This window comes from Escherichia sp. HH26CH (genome assembly GCF_009820205.1).
Classification (GTDB): Bacteria; Pseudomonadota; Gammaproteobacteria; order Enterobacterales; family Enterobacteriaceae; genus Escherichia; species Escherichia coli_F.
In genome coordinates this window covers 30956-50791 of record NZ_VNXM01000041.1, presented here as the reverse complement: position 1 = coordinate 50791, position 19836 = coordinate 30956, and the positions used below count along the sequence as shown (strand labels likewise).

The 19836-nt window shown below is 51.5% G+C and carries 29 protein-coding genes; 24 read left to right on the top strand and 5 right to left on the bottom strand.

Translation table 11 applies throughout. The annotated features are described in order from the left end of the window. Positions 1-65: 65 nt before the first annotated feature. The 3 genes from FQ015_RS15545 (at position 66) to FQ015_RS15535 (ending at position 2439) form a co-directional block, all read left to right on the top strand. A complete protein-coding gene (locus tag FQ015_RS15545) occupies positions 66-254 on the top strand; it encodes a hypothetical protein (RefSeq protein ID WP_001154434.1) in 189 nt (62 codons plus the stop codon). Positions 255-264: 10 nt separating this feature from the next. Then, positions 265-498, top strand: a complete 234-nt coding sequence (locus tag FQ015_RS15540) for a DinI-like family protein (RefSeq protein WP_001217575.1) — start codon at positions 265-267, stop codon at positions 496-498. A gap of 288 nt (positions 499-786) precedes the next feature. Beyond that, positions 787-2439, top strand: coding sequence for a P-loop NTPase fold protein (locus FQ015_RS15535; RefSeq protein WP_089560415.1), 1653 nt, complete (start codon positions 787-789; stop codon positions 2437-2439). A gap of 30 nt (positions 2440-2469) precedes the next feature. Here FQ015_RS15535 and FQ015_RS15530 read toward each other — a convergent pair whose 3' ends face one another. Together FQ015_RS15530 and FQ015_RS15525 are read right to left on the bottom strand one after the other, a co-directional pair. After that, on the bottom strand, positions 2470-3498 hold the full coding sequence (locus FQ015_RS15530; RefSeq protein WP_089560403.1) for a phage portal protein: 1029 nt from the start codon (positions 3496-3498) through the stop codon (positions 2470-2472). Then, a complete protein-coding gene (locus FQ015_RS15525; protein ID WP_001098406.1) occupies positions 3498-5264 on the bottom strand; it encodes a terminase ATPase subunit family protein in 1767 nt (588 codons plus the stop codon). The genes FQ015_RS15530 and FQ015_RS15525 overlap by 1 nt, the downstream gene beginning before the upstream one ends. A gap of 142 nt (positions 5265-5406) precedes the next feature. Here FQ015_RS15525 and FQ015_RS15520 point away from each other — a divergent pair, with 142 nt between their 5' ends. The 11 genes from FQ015_RS15520 (at position 5407) to FQ015_RS15475 (ending at position 10841) form a co-directional block, all read left to right on the top strand. After that, positions 5407-6240: a GPO family capsid scaffolding protein gene (locus FQ015_RS15520; RefSeq protein WP_000216247.1), complete on the top strand. Its 834-nt coding sequence runs from the start codon at positions 5407-5409 to the stop codon at positions 6238-6240. 16 nt (positions 6241-6256) lie between these two features. Further along, a complete protein-coding gene (locus tag FQ015_RS15515; protein WP_000742495.1) occupies positions 6257-7315 on the top strand; it encodes a phage major capsid protein, P2 family in 1059 nt (352 codons plus the stop codon). Positions 7316-7318: 3 nt separating this feature from the next. Further along, positions 7319-7969 (top strand): phage terminase small subunit, encoded by a 651-nt coding sequence (locus FQ015_RS15510; protein WP_000059207.1) that lies wholly within the window; start codon positions 7319-7321, stop codon positions 7967-7969. 95 nt (positions 7970-8064) lie between these two features. Beyond that, on the top strand, positions 8065-8529 hold the full coding sequence (locus tag FQ015_RS15505) for a head completion/stabilization protein (protein WP_000673499.1): 465 nt from the start codon (positions 8065-8067) through the stop codon (positions 8527-8529). Further along, positions 8529-8732, top strand: a complete 204-nt coding sequence (locus tag FQ015_RS15500) for a tail protein X (protein ID WP_000868175.1) — start codon at positions 8529-8531, stop codon at positions 8730-8732. Before FQ015_RS15505 ends, FQ015_RS15500 begins: the two co-directional genes overlap by 1 nt. Before the next feature lie 3 nt (positions 8733-8735). Then, the gene (locus FQ015_RS15495) at positions 8736-8951 is read left to right on the top strand and encodes an HP1 family phage holin (RefSeq protein WP_000171568.1); all 216 of its coding nucleotides are present in this window, start codon (positions 8736-8738) and stop codon (positions 8949-8951) included. Continuing rightward, complete coding sequence (locus tag FQ015_RS15490; protein WP_001069904.1) at positions 8932-9447, top strand: lysozyme; 516 nt, start codon at positions 8932-8934, stop codon at positions 9445-9447. Before FQ015_RS15495 ends, FQ015_RS15490 begins: the two co-directional genes overlap by 20 nt. Further along, the gene (gene lysB, locus FQ015_RS15485) at positions 9444-9872 is read left to right on the top strand and encodes an Rz-like lysis system protein LysB (RefSeq protein ID WP_097329850.1); all 429 of its coding nucleotides are present in this window, start codon (positions 9444-9446) and stop codon (positions 9870-9872) included. The genes FQ015_RS15490 and lysB overlap by 4 nt, the downstream gene beginning before the upstream one ends. Next, complete coding sequence (gene lysC / locus FQ015_RS24255) at positions 9757-10005, top strand: Rz1-like lysis system protein LysC (RefSeq protein ID WP_226094538.1); 249 nt, start codon at positions 9757-9759, stop codon at positions 10003-10005. The genes lysB and lysC overlap by 116 nt, the downstream gene beginning before the upstream one ends. Beyond that, a complete protein-coding gene (locus FQ015_RS15480) occupies positions 9968-10399 on the top strand; it encodes a phage tail protein (protein WP_089560401.1) in 432 nt (143 codons plus the stop codon). The genes lysC and FQ015_RS15480 overlap by 38 nt, the downstream gene beginning before the upstream one ends. After that, the gene (locus tag FQ015_RS15475) at positions 10392-10841 is read left to right on the top strand and encodes a phage virion morphogenesis protein (RefSeq protein ID WP_001554841.1); all 450 of its coding nucleotides are present in this window, start codon (positions 10392-10394) and stop codon (positions 10839-10841) included. Before FQ015_RS15480 ends, FQ015_RS15475 begins: the two co-directional genes overlap by 8 nt. Position 10842: 1 nt before the next feature. Here the strand turns inward: FQ015_RS15475 and FQ015_RS15470 are convergent, their stop codons facing one another. Then, positions 10843-11538, bottom strand: a complete 696-nt coding sequence (locus FQ015_RS15470) for a DUF6216 family protein (RefSeq protein WP_001554842.1) — start codon at positions 11536-11538, stop codon at positions 10843-10845. A 100-nt stretch (positions 11539-11638) separates the two neighbouring features. Between FQ015_RS15470 and FQ015_RS15465 the strand changes: the two genes are divergently transcribed. Genes FQ015_RS15465 through FQ015_RS15440 form a run of 6 tightly spaced genes read left to right on the top strand, consistent with a single transcriptional unit; the run spans position 11639 to position 16194 of the window. Further along, positions 11639-12217 carry a phage baseplate assembly protein V gene (locus tag FQ015_RS15465; protein ID WP_001552634.1) on the top strand — a complete coding sequence of 193 codons (579 nt, stop codon included), beginning with the start codon at positions 11639-11641 and terminating at the stop codon, positions 12215-12217. Then, positions 12214-12573 carry a GPW/gp25 family protein gene (locus FQ015_RS15460; protein WP_000177591.1) on the top strand — a complete coding sequence of 120 codons (360 nt, stop codon included), beginning with the start codon at positions 12214-12216 and terminating at the stop codon, positions 12571-12573. The genes FQ015_RS15465 and FQ015_RS15460 overlap by 4 nt, the downstream gene beginning before the upstream one ends. After that, positions 12560-13468 (top strand): baseplate assembly protein, encoded by a 909-nt coding sequence (locus tag FQ015_RS15455; RefSeq protein WP_160524237.1) that lies wholly within the window; start codon positions 12560-12562, stop codon positions 13466-13468. The genes FQ015_RS15460 and FQ015_RS15455 overlap by 14 nt, the downstream gene beginning before the upstream one ends. Then, positions 13461-14066 carry a phage tail protein I gene (locus FQ015_RS15450; protein WP_089560399.1) on the top strand — a complete coding sequence of 202 codons (606 nt, stop codon included), beginning with the start codon at positions 13461-13463 and terminating at the stop codon, positions 14064-14066. Before FQ015_RS15455 ends, FQ015_RS15450 begins: the two co-directional genes overlap by 8 nt. Then, on the top strand, positions 14063-15592 hold the full coding sequence (locus FQ015_RS15445; RefSeq protein WP_089560398.1) for a phage tail-collar fiber domain-containing protein: 1530 nt from the start codon (positions 14063-14065) through the stop codon (positions 15590-15592). Before FQ015_RS15450 ends, FQ015_RS15445 begins: the two co-directional genes overlap by 4 nt. Further along, positions 15592-16194, top strand: coding sequence for a tail fiber assembly protein (locus tag FQ015_RS15440; protein ID WP_021542074.1), 603 nt, complete (start codon positions 15592-15594; stop codon positions 16192-16194). The genes FQ015_RS15445 and FQ015_RS15440 overlap by 1 nt, the downstream gene beginning before the upstream one ends. Here FQ015_RS15440 and FQ015_RS15435 read toward each other — a convergent pair. Together FQ015_RS15435 and FQ015_RS15430 are read right to left on the bottom strand one after the other, a co-directional pair. Further along, positions 16166-16609 (bottom strand): tail fiber assembly protein, encoded by a 444-nt coding sequence (locus FQ015_RS15435; RefSeq protein ID WP_053891113.1) that lies wholly within the window; start codon positions 16607-16609, stop codon positions 16166-16168. The two genes, FQ015_RS15440 and FQ015_RS15435, sit on opposite strands and share 29 nt — an antisense overlap. A gap of 20 nt (positions 16610-16629) precedes the next feature. After that, complete coding sequence (locus FQ015_RS15430; protein ID WP_089560397.1) at positions 16630-17040, bottom strand: gp53-like domain-containing protein; 411 nt, start codon at positions 17038-17040, stop codon at positions 16630-16632. A 30-nt stretch (positions 17041-17070) separates the two neighbouring features. Between FQ015_RS15430 and FQ015_RS15425 the strand changes: the two genes are divergently transcribed. The 4 genes from FQ015_RS15425 (at position 17071) to FQ015_RS15410 (ending at position 19834) form a co-directional block, all read left to right on the top strand. Next, positions 17071-17637, top strand: a complete 567-nt coding sequence (locus FQ015_RS15425; protein ID WP_000905033.1) for a recombinase family protein — start codon at positions 17071-17073, stop codon at positions 17635-17637. A 142-nt stretch (positions 17638-17779) separates the two neighbouring features. Beyond that, positions 17780-18952 carry a phage tail sheath protein gene (locus FQ015_RS15420; protein ID WP_023150387.1) on the top strand — a complete coding sequence of 391 codons (1173 nt, stop codon included), beginning with the start codon at positions 17780-17782 and terminating at the stop codon, positions 18950-18952. 9 nt (positions 18953-18961) lie between these two features. Then, positions 18962-19477: a phage major tail tube protein gene (locus FQ015_RS15415; RefSeq protein WP_023150386.1), complete on the top strand. Its 516-nt coding sequence runs from the start codon at positions 18962-18964 to the stop codon at positions 19475-19477. Positions 19478-19531: 54 nt separating this feature from the next. Beyond that, on the top strand, positions 19532-19834 hold the full coding sequence (locus FQ015_RS15410) for a phage tail assembly protein (RefSeq protein ID WP_001281009.1): 303 nt from the start codon (positions 19532-19534) through the stop codon (positions 19832-19834). Positions 19835-19836 lie beyond the last annotated feature (2 nt).

Sequence of the window (19836 nt, the reverse complement as noted above, 5' to 3'; positions counted from 1 at the left end):
TATATACTGTAAATATAAACAGTGGTTATGCATACAGCATTGCGTGTGGTGTCATAGGAGGAAAGATGCAGGACTATTTTTTGGAGTCTTTGAAGCTCCAGCGCATTGATTTTTTTCTTAAGCTTGTAGCGGCTAGTGAGTGTAGTGATGAAGAGAAGGGGCTGGCTCTGCAGTGGGTTTCTGAATTGACTGATGAACTCATGGCAAAAATCAGAACCCACGAATACAACCGCTCAATGGATGTCATCAGCTGAGGTGACTTTTATGCGCATTGAAATAATGATCGATAAAGAGCAGAAGATTAGCCAGTCTACCCTGGACGCCCTTGAATCCGAGCTTTACCGCAATCTGCGCCCCCTGTATCCCAAAACGGTAATTCGCATTCGCAAAGGTAGCTCTAACGGTGTGGAACTAACCGGACTGCAACTGGACGAAGAAAGAAAACAAGTGATGAAAATTATGCAGAAGGTGTGGGAAGACGACAGCTGGCTGCATTAAGAAACGTTGCTGGCGTCTGAACTTGCTTCTGGCGTCAGCAAGGTTGAACAACGAGCCCTTGCGAGGCGTTAGCTCTGTAGTGCATGTCTATGCCGCATGAGATCGCATGATCGTTTGAGGATCGTTTTTGCTAAGGCCCGCCAGAACTGGCGGGCTTTTGCGTAGATCATGCAGGTGCATGAAAACCACTACATAAAGCGGGCAGGCGTGGCGGGGATACGAGCGCGCGCTCATTACTTTTATAATTCTAGGGTTATAATACGGGGCTGTCTTTCTAGGAGAAAACACATGTCCTTAGAGTTTATCAAAGAACAGTTGTCAGATTTTATCTCATCTACAGAACCAGAAGTAATGGCTATACAGGGTGAATGGGGAATTGGTAAAACCTATACTTGGAATACGTTCCTAAAAGATAATAAAGATAAGGTTGCATTTAATAGATATAGTTATGTCTCTCTTTTTGGTATAAATTCACTAGATTCTTTAAAGTATTCTATTTTTGAGAATGCAATTACAAAGGAATATATTGGAAATAAACCTGATTTGGAGACAGCAACAACAAACGCAAGTGGACTTTTTGAATCATTTTCTCGAAAAGCAGCAGGTTTGTTAAAAGAAGTTCCTGTTGTAAAAAACTTCTCTACGACACTTGAAGCAATGTCATTTCTGACCGTTTCTAAAATGATTGTAGTAATAGATGACTTAGAAAGGCGTGGCAAAAATTTAGATGTTAAAGATGTTTTAGGGCTAGTATCTCTATTAAAAGAGCAGAAGGATTGTAAGGTGGTTCTATTGCTTAACAATGGCACAGCTAGTATGGAGGATTATTCTACTTATAAAGAAAAGGTCATTGATAGAGATATCACTTACAATCCAACACCAGAAGAATGCGCAGATATAGCCTATAAAGGTGATTCTCATGTTTATAACTTGTTAAGTAAATATTCCATTTCTTTAGGTATCAAGAATATTCGAATCTTAAAAAAGATAGAACGTTTTTTTGTGTCCTTAACACCAAATATTATAGGTGATGTTGAGACAATTTCAAATGAAGTTGCGCATTCATTAACTCTGTATTGTTGGAGCCATTACGGATTTTCTCCAGAGGGAGATGTGCCATCACTAGAATATATTAGGGGAGTGAGGAATATATATACTTATAATGACAAGGAAGAAGGCCATGAGAAAATCTGGCTTAATACCTTGCTTAAATATGGATATAGAAAAACGAATGATCTTGATGAGGTTCTTATTGATATGGTTAGATATGGCTATCTTGATAAGAGCAGTTTCCAAAGACAAATAAGCCTAAGGAATGAGGAGATTACGCGTGATAATAAACGAGGTTCCTTATCTGAGGCATGGCAGTTCTTTCATAATTCATTTGATGACAATCAAAATCAGGTTGTTGACAAGCTATATCAAGCGGTGGTTGATGGGATGAAGTATGTGACTCCAAGTGATTTAGATAATGTTGTCGGACTATATAGGGATTTCGGAGAGAATGCTAAGGCGAGTGAATTGATTGAACAGTTTATTAATTATGGTAACGATGCTCTAAAGGAATATGTTCAATCTATTTATGTGAATGTTCATCCCGTAAGAGATACTGAGTTGTTGTCAAAAATTCAAGCCTATTCTAAGATTATAAATATTGATGGTTCAATATATGATGTTCTTAAGAAATTATCAGGTCAGAATGGTTGGTCTGATAGACATGAGGAAATATTGGATGCTGCTTCAGTAGATGACTACTATCAATTATTTAAAAATGTCATTCTTGATGGTGGTGATTCAATAATAGCTACGGCGCTTAAATTCGGAAATTTTAGTAATGGTTCTGATAGAATGAATCGTATAGGGAAAAAGGCAAGGGATGCCTTGATAAGAATTGGAGATGAATCGGCGATTAATAAAATGCGTGTAAGGCGATTTTTGTGATTTTTATAGGGGTGATTAACCCCTTTTTATCTAATTTAATGAGTAATCATTAAATGCTATGATTTTTTCATTTAGCCAAGTATTAATTTCTATAAGCCTTTTTTGTAACGGAATTAATTCATTTCGGACAAAGACTTTACTAGCCTTTTCCACATCCCCAAACCCCCCAACATTATTCGGCATTATCCCCATCATTTGCGGCGGCACGCGGTGCGCAGCCATCATGTCATCACGGCTCACGTTTTTGATATTCAGAAACTCATCCTTCGCTGCGACTTCTGACAACGGGATAATCTGAAGTCCGTCCTTTTTGCCGTTAGGCGAGTACATAAACAGATTGCGGAAGTTGCCAGGGCCTTTGGCGCTTTTCATCGCATTGCGGAGGTTGTTCACATCCTCTTGGTTCTGCGCGGCATCGGTCATGTACATGATGAAGCCTGCATGACTACCGTTAATGTAATACTTCCGGCGGAATAGCGTGGCGGATTCGTTGAGCAGGGCGGATGGAATGGCAGAAAGATAGCCGGGCAGGCCGTAGATCTCCTGGTTGATGTCCGGTTCCATCAGATGAAAAATGCTGCCTTTCGTGAACTGATACGGCTGGGTTGTCATACCGTATTGCACAAACCAGTAGGTATCCAGGTCTAACCCGCGTCGGGTGTATTTTGCCAGCGCAGGCTCAAGGGCGATAACTTCACCGAATCGGTTCGTGCGTTTCTCCAGGTAGGCGTTACCAAATACCAGATAGTCCTGCACAAAACGCGAAAAAGCCTGCTGGCTGAGCAGCGGATGAGGGATATAGGTACTGGTCAGAATGTTGCACTTTACTGCAATCGGGGAACTGTGATGCACGGCAGCGCGGAAGGTGCGCGCCAGTCCGTCAAAGCTGACGGGCGGCTCATACCAACGGTCCATCTGTACGCATTCCACATAGTCCAGCAGTTCGCGGCGGTCCAGAACAGGAACGGGATCGCCGAAGCTGAATGCTTCGGCTGTAGTCTGGCTTTTAAGCTGGATCTGTTTCGTCGCCGCAGCGCGGTTCTTCTTACTCTTTCCCATCAAAAAATCTCCACAATATTGCTGGTATTGGCGGATTCGCCCTGCAGCGGTTCGTTAAACAGTGCGTGCATTGTTGCCCAGGCCAGATCGGCGTGGCTGGCTTCTTCGCTGCGGCTGGCTTCATAGGTCGGGCGGTTGCCGCTGGCGGTGGTTGCGCGACGGATTGCCATGAATGACTGCGCAATGTCGGTGTGTCCGGCGTCAAACTCCAGACGGCGGTGGCTGATAATGTCGTAGGCCTTGAGTACCAGGGCATTTTTAACATTGGGGTTATAGACAAACTCCCGGACGGCAGGAAAGAACGCTTTCACGTTCTCATAAACCCCGTGACCAACGCCGGTCGAGTCGATACCGATATACGTAACGTTGTACTGTTCGGTGAGTTTTTTGATGGCGTCAGCCTGAGCGCGGAAGTCCATCCCGCGCCACTGGTGACGCTCAAGAATACGGAACTTACCACCCGGCACGGCTGGCGGAGCCACCACCACGCATCCGGCACTGTCGCCGTTCTGCGTACCTTTTGCCGGGTCATAACCGATCCACACTTCGCGCCAGCCAAACGGGCGCAGGGCCAGTGCATGAAAGTCGGTCCAGACTTCCCAGCTGTCCACCATGCACGCCTGCAGCTCGCTGAGCGGGAACACGGACGCGAGATCGTCCACAAACTCGCACATCAGCAGGTTCTGGTATTCGTCCGGGCTGTACTCCATGCGTAGCTGGTCGAGGTCGAACAGGTTACAGCCGCCGCGCACCGCATCTTCCACGGTGACTATCTGGCGGTATTGCCCGTCTGCGCACAGCAGGCCGGGGGCCAGATTGCTGTGGGACAGGTCGATGTCCACCTTATCGGCTTTGTTGCGCCCACGGTTGAACAGCGCACCGGACCAGAACGGATAAGCACTGTGTGTCAGGCTGGATGGCGTGGAAAAATAGGTCTGTCGCCATTTTTTGTGAATAGCCATACCAGAAGCCACTTTGCGCAGCTCCTGGAATTTCGGTATCCAGAAATATTCATCCAGATACAGGTTGCCGTGGTAACTCTGCGCCGTGCGGGCATTGGTGCCGAGGAAATACAGTGTGGCCCCGTTGGGAAGCACCATCGGATCGCCTTTCAGCTCCACCTCCACTTCTTTGGCAAAGTCGATGATGTACTGTTTGAAGACGTGGGCCTGTGCCTTACTGGCAGAAAGGAAAATCTGGTTACGTCCGGTAAGCAGGGCGTCAATCAGGGCTTCACGGGCAAAATAGAAGGTCGCGCCGATCTGGCGTGACTTCAGCAGGTTGCGGATGCGGTTGGTTTTTCCGGCTTCCCACCAGTGGCGCTGGTAGTTGAACATGGAGGAATGGAAAATTTCTTCCAGCTTCTCAATCTGGTCATCGGTGAAAACATTCTTTTCAGGCTGACGGCGTGGGCCTTTGTTGCGGTTGGCGACGTTAGGGTTTAAGTCGGCTTCGTTGCCGCCATTGTTAAACTTGCCGATCCGCGCGTGGCGCTCAGACTGGCGCGCCAGCAGGTCAATCTCTTTGAAATCTTTCCCTTCTTTGTGCTCCTTCATGATGAGCTGGCAGTAGCGTGCGGCGGTGGTGAGCTGCATCTGATCCAGAGGCCCATAGTCACCCCACTTGTCGCGTTTTTTCCAGCTGTGAACGGTTGCAACTTTCTCGCCCAGCATTTCAGCAATGCGGGCTACGCGGTATCCCTGAAAGTACAGCAGCATGGCCTGCCGACGGGGATCGAGATCTGCGGGTGTCAGTGTGGTGTTCATGGCACAAACCTACAGCCTTGAATGAAGGCTTTCCCCGCCTGCGGTTTGTGTGGTTGTCGGTACAAATACCGCGCATTGTTTCACTGCCCCTATCACCGCAACCATAAGGCTCCAGTAAGTTTTTTCTAACGGAGCACGGCTCATGACAGTGAAAGCAAAGCGTTTTCGCATCGGGGTGGAAGGTGCCACCACCGACGGACGCGAAATCCAGCGTGAATGGCTGGAACAGATGGCAGCCAGCTATAACCCGGCGGTGTATACCGCGCTGATTAACCTTGAGCACATCAAGTCTTATCTGCCGGACAGCACCTTTAACCGCTACGGCAAGGTGACGGCGCTGTTTGCTGAAGAAATCACGGAAGGTCCGCTGGCAGGCAAGATGGCGCTGTATGCCGACGTTGAGCCAACGGAGTCCCTGGTGGAACTGGTGAAAAAAGGCCAGAAATTATTCACCTCTATGGAAGTCAGCCCGAAGTTTGCTGATACGGGCAAAGCCTACCTGGTCGGCCTGGCTGCCACTGATGACCCTGCCAGTCTGGGCACTGAAATGCTGACATTCAGCGCCAGTGCAGCCCATAACCCGCTGGCAAACCGCAAGCAGAATCCCGCCAATCTCTTTACAGCCGCAGAGGAAACGGTGATCGAACTGGAAGAAATCCAGGAGGACAAGCCGTCCCTGTTTGCCCGTGTCACGGCGCTGTTCACCAAAAAAGAGCAGTCCGATGACGCCCGGTTCTCTGATGTGCATAAGGCCGTGGAGCTGGTCGCCACTGAGCAGCAGAACCTGAGTGCGCGCACCGAAAAATCCCTGTCTGAGCAGGAAGAACGCCTGTCTGAGCTGGAGACTGCCCTGCAGGCACAGCAGACCGCCTTTAACGAACTGGTGGACAAGCTGAGCCATGAAGACAGCCGCCAGGACTACCGCCAGCGTGCAACAGGCGGTAACGCCCCCGCTGACACTCTGACCAATTGCTGATGGAGCACAAAACCTGATGAAGAAGAATACCCGCTTTGCTTTTAACGCTTACCTGCAGCAGCTGGCGCGTCTGAACGGTGTGGCAGTTGAAGAACTGTCCAGCAAGTTCACTGTGGAGCCGTCTGTGCAGCAGACGCTGGAAGACCAGATCCAGCAGTCCGCCGCTTTCCTGACGCTGATTAACGTCGCGCCAGTGACTGAGCAGTCCGGTCAGCTGCTGGGGCTGGGTGTTGGCAGCACCATTGCCGGAACCACTGACACCACTGCGAAAGAGCGTGAACCTGTCGATCCGACGCTGATGGTCGATGTGGAATACAAATGCGAACAGACCAACTTTGACACGGTGCTGACCTACGCGAAGCTGGACCTGTGGGCGAAGTTTCAGGATTTCCAGGTGCGTATCCGTGACGCCATCGTGAAACGTCAGGCACTGGACCGCATCATGATCGGCTTTAACGGCGTGAAGCGTGCGAAAACCTCCAACCGTAGCGAAAACCCGCTGCTGCAGGATGTGAACAAAGGCTGGCTGCAGAAAATCCGTGAGGATGCACCGGATCACGTCATGGGCAGCACCACCACGGGCGGTGAAACCACACCGGGTGCGGTGAAAGTAGGTAAAGGTGGCGAATATGCCAACCTGGACGCCGTGGTGATGGATGCCGTCAATGAGCTTATCGATGTGGTCTACCAGGACGATGACGATCTGGTGGTGATTTGCGGTCGTGAACTGCTGTCTGACAAGTATTTCCCGCTGGTCAACAAAGAGCAGGAAAACAGTGAAAAACTGGCTGCCGATATGATTATCAGTCAGAAGCGCATGGGTGGCCTGCAGGCCGTACGTGCGCCGTTCTTCCCGCCGAATGCATTGCTGATCACCCGTCTGGATAACCTGTCCATCTACTGGCAGGAAGACACCCGCCGCCGTTCAGTTATCGACAACCCGAAACGTGACCGGATTGAAAATTTTGAATCCGTTAACGAAGCCTATGTGGTTGAGGACTACCGCTGTGCCGCACTGGTGGAAAACATCCAGATTGGTGATTTCAGCGCCGCCGCAGCAGAAGCCGGAGCGTAATTCATGAGCCTGAGTCCCGCACGGCAGCATCGCCTGCGCGTTCAGGCTGAACAGGCCGCTCGCGAGGGTGGCAGTGTTCGCCACGCGTCGGGCTATGACCTGATGCTGCTGCAACTGGCGGAAGACCGCCGCCGTCTCAAGGGCGTTCAGTCCACAGTCAAAAAAGCGGAAATCAAGGTGGAGCTGCTGCCGAAGTACGCCGCCTGGGCGGAGGGTGTCCTGGTTGCCGGAGGCGCTCAACAGGATGACGTGCTGATGTACGTGATGCTGTGGCGCATTGATGCCGGAGATTATGCCGGGGCGCTGGAGATCGGGCGTCATGCCCTGCGTCATGGCTGGGTGATGCCGCTGGGTAACCGCAATGTGCAGACCGTGCTGGCAGAGGAAATGGCTGACGCGGCGCAGAGCGCAATGCTTGCCGCCACCGGCTTTGATGCTGATCTGTTGCTGCAGACGCTGGAGCTGACAGACGGTCTGGATATGCCGGACCAGTCACGGGCACGTCTGCATAAAGCGATTGGCGCTGTCCTGAGTGAAAGCAATCCGGCTTCCGCCCTTAATCATCTCAACCATGCGTTACAGCTCGATCCCCGCTGTGGCGTGAAAAAAGACAAACAGCAGCTGGAGCGCAGACTGCGCAATGACAGCCGCTGACAGAACGTGCCCCCGCGCACGGGCGGCACGGGGTGGCGAAAGGCACTGCCAGATCAAAACCCCGTCCACCGCCCTTTATTTCAGGAGAAAGCAGCATGAAGTTTGTTGCGCCAGAACAGGCACCGGAACAGGCGGAAATCATCATAAATACGCCGTTCTGGCCTGATGTGGACCTGTCGGAGTTTCGCAGCGTGATGCGCACTGACGGCACGGTGACGCAGCCGCGTTTAAAGCAGGTTGCGCTGTCGGCAATTTCGGAGGTCAACGCAGAGCTGTATGAGTTTCGCAGACGCCAGCAGATGCTGGGATATGCCTCGCTGGCAGAGGTTCCGGCGGAGCAGCTGGACGGCAAAAGTGAGCGCATTCAGCACTATTTCAACGCGGTTTACTGCTGGGCACGCGCCATGCTCAACGAACGATACCAGGACTATGACGCCACGGCATCCGGTGTGAAGCGGGGCGAGGAACTGGCGGAAGCAAGCGGTGATTTGTGGCGTGACGCCCGCTGGGCCATCAGCCGGGTGCAGGATGCGCCGCACTGCACAGTGGAGCTTATCTGATGAAAGTGCGTGCGCATCAGTATGACACGGTGGACGCGCTTTGCTGGCGTCATTACGGGCGCACGCAGGGTGTCACGGAGCAGGTACTGAAGGCAAATCCGGGGCTTGCCGAATACGGCCCCTTTTTACCTCACGGGCTGCAGGTGGAGCTGCCGGACATTCCGACAACCACCACCGTGCAGACCGTCCAGCTATGGGACTGAATTATGACGCTTGAGCGAATCAGCGCCTTTATCACGTATTGCATCGCCGTCGTGCTGGCCTGGCTGGGCGATTTGTCCATCAAGGATGCCTCAACGTTGGGCGGCCTGATGATTGGTGTGCTGATGCTGGCTATCAACTGGTACTACAAACACAAAGCCTACCAGCTTCTGCGCGACGGGCAGATCTCGCGGGAGGATTATGAATCCATCAATCGTTAAACGCTGCCTTGTCGGGGCCGTGCTGGCTATTGCTGCCACGCTGCCGGGTTTTCAGCAGCTTCACACCTCCGTGGAAGGGCTGAAACTGATTGCCGATTACGAAGGTTGTCGTCTGCAGCCGTATCAGTGCAGCGCGGGTGTCTGGACCGACGGCATTGGTAATACGTCGGGCGTCATTCCCGGCAAAACCATTACGGAGCGACAGGCAGCAGAAGGGCTGATCTCCAACGTGCTGCGTGTGGAGCGGGCGCTGGAAAGGTGTGTGAAGCAACAGCCGCCGCAGAAGGTGTATGACGCTGCGGTGTCGTTTGCCTTCAACGTGGGTACGGGCAATGCCTGCAGTTCCACGCTGGTGAAATTGCTCAATCAGCGGCGCTGGGCGGATGCGTGCCGACAGTTGCCGCGCTGGGTTTATGTGAAAGGTGTGTTTAATCAGGGGCTGGATAACCGCCGTGCGCGGGAGATGGCCTGGTGCCTTAAAGGAGCTGGACTATGACGCGTGCGCTGGCAGTAGTGGTGGCACTGGCACTCGTTGCGCTGGGCTGGCAGTCGTGGCGGCTTAACAGCGCCAGCCACACCATCGAAACGCAGCGCACGGCGCTGAAAAGTAAAGCGCAGGAACTGACGAAGAAAAACAGCCAGCTTATCAGCCTGTCCATTCTGACTGAAACCAATAACCGGGAGCAGGCGCGGCTCTATGCCGAAGCAGAACAGACCAGCGCACTACTGAGACAACGACAACGCCGGATTGAGGAACTGAAACGTGAGAAAGAGGATTTACGCCGCTGGGCTGATACTCCTTTGCCTGCTGACATTATCCGGCTGCGGGAACGACCGGCACTCACCGGAGGTGCAGCTTACCGTCAGTGGTTGTCCGCGAGTGACGCCGTGTCGGCTGGATCAGGCAGCGCCGCGCACTAACGGTGATCTGAACGCATTGCTGGATGAAACGGAGGCCGCCTGGGCGGTCTGTGCAGACAAAGTGGACATGATTATTGCGTGTCAGGAGCGAAACAGTGAACAAACCACAATCCCTGCGCCACGCCCTCAATAAAGCAGTGCCTTATGTCCGAAATAACCCGGACAAACTGCATCTGTTTGTGGATAACGGTTCGCTGGTTGCCACGGGAGCCAGCTCCATGTCATGGGAGTATCGTTACACCCTGAACGTAGTGATAGAGGATTTCAGCGGCGACCAGAATCTGTTGATGGCCCCGGTTTTGCTGTGGCTGCGGGATAACCAGCCCGATGCAATCAATAACCCGGTGTTACGGGAAAAGTTATTCACCTTTGAGGTGGATATTTTGCGCAACGATGTCTGTGATATCAGCCTTAACCTGCAACTGACGGAACGTGTGCTGGTCAGCACTGACGGCACTGTGTCCAGCGTTGAAGCTGTAGCGGAACCCGATGAACCTGAAGAAATGTGGACGGTGAAACGTGGCTGAACTGCAGAAGGTGGACGACTGGTTGAGTGCCTTGCTGGCGAATCTGGAACCAGCCACGAGAAGTCGCATGATGCGCCAGCTGGCGCAGGAACTGCGCCGGACACAACAGAAGAACATCAAGATGCAGCGCAATCCAGATGGCAGTAGTTATGAACCGCGACGGGTAACAGCACGCAGTAAAAAGGGGCGTATCAAACGTCAGATGTTTGCAAAGCTGCGCACCACAAAATATCTGAAAACTGCCGCCAGCGCCGATTCTGCCAGCGTGCAGTTTGAAGGTAAGGTGCAGCGCATTGCCCGCGTTCATCACTACGGCCTGCGCGATCGTGTCAGTCGTAAGGGACCGGAGGTCCGTTACGCAGAGCGTCGCCTGCTGGGTGTAAATGATGATGTTGAAGCAAATATTCGTGATATTTTGCTACGTTGGCTAAGCCAATATTAATTCATGTCAAATATTGATAACTTTTATCAATTTCAAGTTTGTGAAATTTGGTTATCTTTGAATCAATGTATAAATCTATGAACATTGCTATCCCTATCATAAATATAAATAGAATGCTTAAATAAATAATGGGGGTGGCAATCATAATTGTAAATTTGTTCTTGTCTGTCGTTTTTGCTAACTCTTCTTTCTTTTCAGGAATTAGCAAGTAGCTACAAATGAAATCTTTTGTGGCTTGTTGGATTGAAGTGATCTTATCAAGCTGTGACTTGTCAACACATACATCTGGTGTGATATTCCATTCAGGTGTGTATGGTATGTTTTGTGCGTGTTCTGGTTTCATCCAAAAGGAATCTTTTGTTTCTCTATGTGTGATTTCAACCCAATTTACGGGTTCTTTGGCGATGAAATAGGTAAATTTATAAAAACAAAGTGCTGAGGTCATAATGACTGCAATTCCAAATGAGACGATAAATATTTTATGTTTTTTAATATGGGGTTTTGTGCTTAACTTATATTTGCAAAGACTAAGTCTAATAATTGGCTTTGATATTCCAATCTTTGATATCAAAAAGTCTTCTTCTGGATAGGATGTGTTTAACCATGACCAAAAAGCCGAGATGCCACCTATAAGCCATTTAAATATAAGACCACCAATGGCCGTAGCTAAAAATGTATTTATTTTATCGATTTCCATATAGATCCCCTTTTGGTTGAGCTATCTGGGATTATATGTATGAGAGACAGAACAATGAAGCGAGGTTCGTTAAAATAGGAATCACGGGCATTCTTTCTTCATGAACGCACAATTAACCGAAATCATGCGCCTTATCACCAACCTGATCCGCACTGGTGTAGTCACCGAAGTGGACCGGGAAAACTGGCTTTGCCGGGTGAAAACGGGCGACCTTGAAACCAACTGGATTAACTGGCTGACGCTGCGCGCGGGTAATGCCCGCACATGGTGGAAACCATCGGAAGGTGAGCAGGTGGTGCTGCTGAGTCTGGGAGGCAATCTGGAAACCGCCTTTGCGTTGCCCGCTGTCTATTCGAATCAGTTCGCGCCACCTTCGACGTCGGCGGACGCCTGCGTGACAGAACATCCTGACGGTGGCTGGTTTGAATACGAACCCGCCACCGGGCGCTGGTATGTCAGGGGCATCAAATCCATGGTCATTGAGGCTGCCGACAACATCACCCTGAAAACCAGTGAGTTTGTGCTGGAGGCTGACCGCACGCGTATTAACAGCGAAGTAGTGATCAATGGTGGTGTTACCCAGGGCGGCGGTGCAATGAGTTCTAACGGAATTGTGGTTGATGCACATCAGCATACTGGCGTCCTGAAAGGCGGCGACACAACCGGAGGCCCGGTATGACGCTTTATAGCGGGATGAACAATACCAGCGGCAAAGTCATTACTGATATTGACCATCTGCGCCAGTCGGTGCGGGACATTCTGCTGACGCCGCAGGGTAGCCGCATTGCCCGTCGGGAATATGGTTCCCTACTGTCGGCACTGATAGATCAGCCACAAAATCCGGCATTACGCCTGCAGGTCATGTCGGCAGTGTATGTGGCGCTGAGTCGCTGGGAGCCACGGCTGACGCTGGATTCCATCACCATCAACAGCAATTTTGACGGTTCAATGGTGGTGGGGCTGACCGGGCGGCGTAATAACGGTGTGCCTGTTTCCCTTTCCGTATCAACAGGAGCAGAGAATGGCAGTGATTGACCTTTCGCAGTTGCCTGCGCCGCAGATTGTCGATGTGCCGGACTTTGAGACGCTGCTTGCCGAACGCAAGGCCGAATTTGTTGCGCTTCATCCGAAAGATGAGCAGGAAGCAGTGATCCGCACGCTGGAACTGGAATCTGAACCCGTCACCAAATTGCTGCAGGAGAACGCTTACCGTGAGTTGCTTCTGCGCCAGCGCATTAACGAAGCCGCGCAGGCTGTGATGGTGGCTTACGCGATGGGCAGCGATCTTGACCAGCTCGCTGCCAACTACAACGTGAAACGCCTGACGGTGACGCCTGCTGATAATGACGCTGTGCCGCCCGTTGCAGCTGTGATGGAAAGCGATGAAGCGTTACGCCTGCGTGTGCCTGCAGCCTTTGAAGGGCTTTCAGTTGCGGGGCCAACTGCAGCTTATGAATTTCATGCCCGAAGCGCCGACGGTCGGGTGGCGGATGCCAGTGCAACCAGCCCGGCACCTGCAGAGGTGGTGCTGACTGTCCTTAGCCGCGAAGGCGATGGAACTGCAGAAAAAGACCTGCTGGACGTGGTGGAAAAAGCTCTGAACAGTGAGAACGTCCGCCCGGTGGCTGACCGTCTTACGGTTCGCAGCGCAGAAATCATCCCGTATCGCGTGAAAGCCACCATTTTTCTCTATCCGGGACCGGAAGCAGAGCCGGTAATGGCAGCGGCAAAAGCCAGCCTGCAGAAGTACATCGCCAGTCAGACGCGTCTTGGTCGGGATATTCGCCGTAGCGCCATCTTTGCCGCCCTGCATGTTGAGGGGGTGCAGCGTGTGGAGCTGGCATCTCCTCTGGCGGATGTGGTCCTGAACAAAACGCAGGCGGCATCATGTACGCAGTGGAGCGTAACCAACGGAGGAACGGATGAATAGTCTGCTGCCACCGGGTTCAACACCACTGGAGCGCCGACTGGCGCAAACCTGCAGCGGGATTTCTGATCTGCAGGTGCCGCTTCGTGACTTGTGGAATCCGGTGACCTGTCCGGTCAGCTTCCTGCCTTATCTCGCCTGGGCGTTCTCTGTGGATCGCTGGGACGAGGGCTGGACTGAAAGCGTCAAACGCCAGGTGGTGAAGGATGCTTTTTATATTCATCAGCATAAAGGAACCACCAGTGCAGTGCGGCGGGTAGTGGAACCGTTCGGATTCCTGATCCGCATTATTGAGTGGTGGCAGACCGGAGAAACACCGGGCACGTTTCGCCTGGATATCGGCGTGCAGGACCAGGGCATCACTGAAGATACCTATCTGGAACTTGAGCGACTGATAAGCGATGCCAAACCATGTAGCCGCCACATGATCGGCATGTCCATCAATCTGCAGACCAGCGGCCCGCATTGGGTGGGAGCCGCCAGCTATCTTGGCGAAGAAATCACGATCTATCCGTATATCAACGAAACGATTATTTCCGGTGGCACCGCGCATGAAGGCGGGGCGGTCCATGTTATTGACACAATGAGAGTGAATCCATGAGCACAAAATTTTATACCCTGCTGACGGATATTGGCGCGGCGAAACTTGCCAGCGCCGCCGCGCTCGGTGTGCCGCTAAAAATTACCCATATGGCGGTGGGCGATGGCGGCGGAGTATTGCCAACGCCGGACGCAACGCAGACGGCACTGGTAAATGAGAAACGCCGGGCTGCGCTGAATATGCTTTATATCGACCCGCAGAACAGTAGCCAGATTATTGCTGAACAGGTGATCCCTGAAAACGAGGGCGGTTGGTGGATACGTGAAGTGGGCCTGTTTGATGAGTCCGGGGCATTGATTGCCGTGGGAAACTGCCCGGAAAGCTATAAGCCGCAACTGGCTGAAGGCAGCGGGCGTACCCAGACCGTGCGCATGGTGCTGATTACCAGCAGTACGGACAATATCATCCTGAAAATCGACCCTGCTGTAGTGCTGGCAACCCGTAAATACGTGGATGATAAAGTCCTGGAATTAAAGCTGTATGTGGATGACCAGATGAGAAACCACATTGCCGCACAAGATCCTCATACCCAGTATGCGCAGAAACATAATCCGACATTTACCGGAGAACCAAAAGCGCCGACGCCTGCAGCAGGAAATAACACCACTCGGATTGCGACCACAGAGTTTGTTCAGGCCGCTATTACTGCTCTGATTAACGGTGCGCCAGCCACGCTGGACACACTGAAAGAAATTGCCGCAGCCATTAACAATGACCCGAAATTCAGTACCACTATTAATAATGCGCTGGCACTGAAAGCGCCGCTGTCGAGTCCGGCACTTACCGGAACGCCAACAGCACCTACTGCGGCACAGTCGGTCAACAATACACAGATTGCCACTACGGCTTTTGTGAAATCGGCGATTGCAGGAATGGTGGGTTCTGCACCTGCGGCACTGGATACATTGAACGAACTGGCGGCGGCGCTGGGGAATGACCCGAACTTTGCCACGACAATGCTTAATGCGCTAGCAGGTAAACAACCGCTGGACAATACGCTGACTAATTTGAGTGGAAAGGATGTAGCTGGTCTTCTCGCATACCTTGGTTTGGGAGAAGGTTCAGCATTACCTGTTGGTGCGCCTGTTCCGTGGCCTTCAGAGACACCTCCAACAGGCTGGCTGAAATGCAACGGGGCGGCTTTTTCTGCTGAAGAATACCCGGAACTGGCAAAGGCTTACCCGACAAATAAATTGCCTGATTTACGAGGTGAATTTATTCGTGGCTGGGATGATGGGCGCGGTATTGATGCAGGACGTGCTTTATTGAGCCTTCAGGCTGGGATGCTGGAAAAGCACCGTCATATTGTTGTTGCCAATGATGGTTACGACACAAAAGATGAATGGGAACTGGCTACGATTTTCAAAAAGACATACACACAAGGACGGGGACTTGATGCCACAAATACAGGAGGGAGTCTGATCCCATCACCGACACTTCATTCACGAGGGAGTATCGGTAATACTGGCGGGAGTGAAACCCGTCCACGAAATATTGCATTTAACTTTATCGTGAGGGCTGCATAATGGATAACGCCGTATTAAATAGCGAGCTTATTGCCACGAAGGCGGGGAATATTACCGTCTATAACTATGATGGTGAAACTCGGGAATATATTTCCACTTCAAATGAATATCTTGCCATTGGTGTCGGTATCCCTGCATATTCCTGTTTAGATGCCCCTGGCACACATAAGGCGGGTTATGCTATCTGCCGTTCGATGGATTTAAATTCATGGGAATATGTGCCAGATCATCGCGGTGAAATCGTCTATAGCACCGAAACAGGAGAATCGAAAGAAATCACAGCTCCGGGTGATTATCCTGAAAATACAACCACTATCGCCCCGTTAACGCCATACGATAAATGGAATGGTGAGAAATGGGTGACAGATACCGAGGCACAGCACGGCGCAGCAGTAGATGCAGCAGAAGCACTGCGCCAGTCGCTGATTGATACTGCAATGGCCTCCATCAGTCTGATTCAACTGAAATTACAGGCCGGACGGAAGCTGACGCAGGCAGAAACAACCCGCCTTAACGCTGTGCTGGATTACATTGACGCGGTGACGGCAACAGATACCAGCACAGCGCCGGATGTCATCTGGCCTGAACTGCCGGAGGCGTAGGCCATTCAATATCTGGCGCACCGGAAGTATCGATCAGCTCCAGTGCGTCCAGATAATCCAGCCACAAATTATATTGCGCCAGTTCATCACCTTTCAGACGACCAATAGCGGCTTTACCGGGCCATTGCTTACTGTTCATGTATTCGTTGGCCTGGTTAATTAGTAGCTGTCTTTCTGATTCAGTAATTTCAATAAGCTCTTCATGAGTAGGTGGAGGAATATCTGCCCACGTAGGTAGTCCATCCTCTCCGGCAATACGGACTTTTCCTTGTGGCGGTTCAGCCATAAACTCACTGACAATATTTTGATTCACCTCCTTAGCATCTGATAAATCCCATCCTACTGATTTATATTTATCAATCATATCCACAGGGAAAAAAGCATTATGCTTGGCACTATAAACATATTCGTTCATATAAATCACCCTGAATAAAATTACTCACCAACAGCCCACCAACTGTAATGCATAGATACCGTGTCGCTGGTTGATGACGTTCTGTAAGCAGAATTAAAGCCGGTTAACGTAGGGCCTTCTGCAGTCATCACGAACCCTCGCCCAGCGCCTAAAGGCGCACCGCCATCACCAGAATGGGTAAGAATGGCGCAGTCCGCTTTTTTAGGGAAAGGGATAGGAAATGTAATCCTCATTGTTTGCGTCGATAATTTCGGCATAGCCTCACCTCGACCATATTGCAGAATTTTACCGTTGGGTAATTTCATCCATCCATCACCACTGGCAAAAGAAGCCATGTCCGGTATCTGATTTTCCCCTGTTCCCACACCCCGTTTCGCTGCTTCTCCCAAACCAACGTTTATGAAAATGCAGAGGTAACAGCTAACTGGCATCATCTCCGGTTTTTATTCAGGGGAATGATCATGCTTATTGGCTATGTACGCGTGTCAACAAATGACCAGAACACCGATTTGCAACGTAATGCACTGAACTGCGCGGGATGTGAGCGGATTTTTGAGGACAAAATCAGTGGCACTAAGTCCGACAGACCGGGGCTGAAAAAACTACTCAGGACACTATCGGCAGGAGACACGCTGGTTGTTTGGAAGCTGGACAGGTTGGGACGCAGTATGCGGCATCTTGTTACGCTGATAGAAGAGTTGCGTCAGCGTGGCGTGAATTTCCGAAGCCTGACTGACAGTATTGATACCAGCACCCCAATGGGCCGTTTCTTTTTTCATGTCATGGGGGCCCTGGCTGAAATGGAGCGCGAACTGATAGTTGAACGTACCAGGGCGGGGCTTGCTGCAGCTCGCGCCAAAGGCAGAGTAGGTGGACGCCGTCCTAAGTTGACCACCGAACAGTGGGCACAGATTGGACGTTTACTCGAGGCCGGAGAATCAAGACAGCGTATTGCACTGATTTTTGATGTAGGCGTTTCTACCATTTATAGAAAATTTCCGGCAAATAAGAGCAATGAATCCCCCTGAATCAGCATAATTTTGATTATCCCTGCAAGCAGACAAATACCGTCATTTTGTGTGAATAACTGTACAACTACACTTAGCTGTTTGTCGGGCACAATCACTTCAACATAGGGCGAAGCCTAATCCAATCAGGAGGTTCGCCACTATGGCTCAGGATTACCACCACGGGGTGCGCGTTGTTGAAGTCAACGAAGGCACCCGATCCATTACCACGGTGAGCACCGCCATCGTGGGTATGGTCTGCACGGGCGATGATGCCGATGCAAAAATGTTTCCTCTTAATAAACCCGTGCTGATCACTGATGTGCTGACTGCCAGCGGTAAAGCGGGTGAGTCCGGTACTCTGGCCCGTTCGCTGGATGCCATCGCTGATCAGGCAAAACCCGTGACCGTTGTTGTGCGTGTGCCGCAGGGTGAAACGGAAGACGAAACCACGACCAATATCATCGGCGCTGTGACTGCTGAAGGTAAAAAAACAGGCATGAAAGCCCTGCTATCTGCCCAGTCACAGCTCGGCGTTAAACCGCGCATTCTCGGCGTGCCAGGTCACGATAACAAAGCCGTTGCGACTGAGTTGCTGAGCGTGGCGCAAAGCCTGCGTGGGTTTGCTTACCTGTCAGCGTATGGCTGCAAGACGGTACAGGAGGCGATCACTTACCGTGAAAACTTCAGCCAGCGCGAAGGAATGCTGATTTGGCCTGACTTTACTGGCTGGGACACGGTGCTGAATGCCGACGCAACGGCATATGCCACCGCCCGTGCGCTTGGTCTGCGTGCCAAAATTGATGAGCAGACAGGGTGGCACAAAAGCCTGTCCAACGTGGGCGTGAACGGTGTCACCGGAATTTCTGCTGATGTGTTCTGGGATCTGCAGGACCCGGCAACTGATGCGGGGCTGCTTAACCAGAACGATGTTACCACACTTATCCGCAAAGACGGCTTTCGCTTCTGGGGTTCCCGCTGCCTGAGTGATGACCCACTCTTTGCCTTCGAAAACTACACCCGCACGGCGCAGGTGCTGACGGACACAATGGCAGAAGCGCACATGTGGGCGGTGGACAAACCGCTGAACCCGTCGCTGGCGCGCGACATTATCGAGGGTATCCGCGCCAAAATGCGCAGCCTGGTAAGTCAGGGGTATCTCATTGGTGGTGATTGCTGGCTGGACGAGTCGGTGAACGACAAAGACACCCTGAAAGCCGGAAAACTCACCATCGACTACGACTACACGCCAGTGCCGCCACTTGAAAATCTGATGCTGCGCCAGCGCATCACCGATCAGTACCTGGTGAATTTCGCCAGCCAGGTCAGCGCGTAAGGGGACAACATGGCTTTACCACGCAAATTAAAACATCTGAACCTGTTTAACGACGGGAACAACTGGCAGGGGATCGTAGAGTCGCTGACGCTGCCGAAATTCACCCGCAAATATGAGAAGTATCGCGGCGGCGGAATGCCTGGTGCAGTTGATGTGGATCTGGGGCTTGATGAAAGTGCGCTGGACACAGAATTTTCCATTGGTGGTACTGAACTGCTGCTGTTTAAGCAGATGGGCAAAGCCACGGTGGATGGCATCCAGTTGCGCTTTACCGGCTCTATCCAGCGTGACGATACCGGAGAAGTGCAGGCCGTGGAGCTTGTGGTGCGTGGACGTCACAAAGAAGTGGATTCCGGCGAGTGGAAGACGGGCGAAAGCAACACCACCAAAGTGACCAGTACCAACAGCTACGCGAAGCTGACCATCAATGGTGAGGTGCTCTATGAAGTGGACCTTATCAACATGGTGGAAATTGTGGACGGTGTGGACCTGATGGAAGCGCACCGCAACGCCCTCGGCCTCTGATGTATCTGAACGGCGCGGGATTCCGCGCCAGAACCCAATTGACAGGACAGCAAAATGAGCGATAAGCAGACTGAAAAGACCATTCAACTGGATACCCCCATCAAGCGCGGTAAAACAGAAATCACCGAAATTGTGCTGCGTAAACCGCAGTCCGGTGCGCTGCGCGGTACACGCCTGCAGGCCATTATGGATATGGATGTAAACGCGATGATGACCGTGATCCCCCGCATCTCCAGTCCGGCACTGACTGCACAGGAAATTGCAGAGATGGACCCGGCAGATCTCACTGCCATGTCGGTTGAGGTTGTCACTTTTTTGTTGAAGAAGTCGGTGCTTGCCGGTTTACCGACAGCCTGACG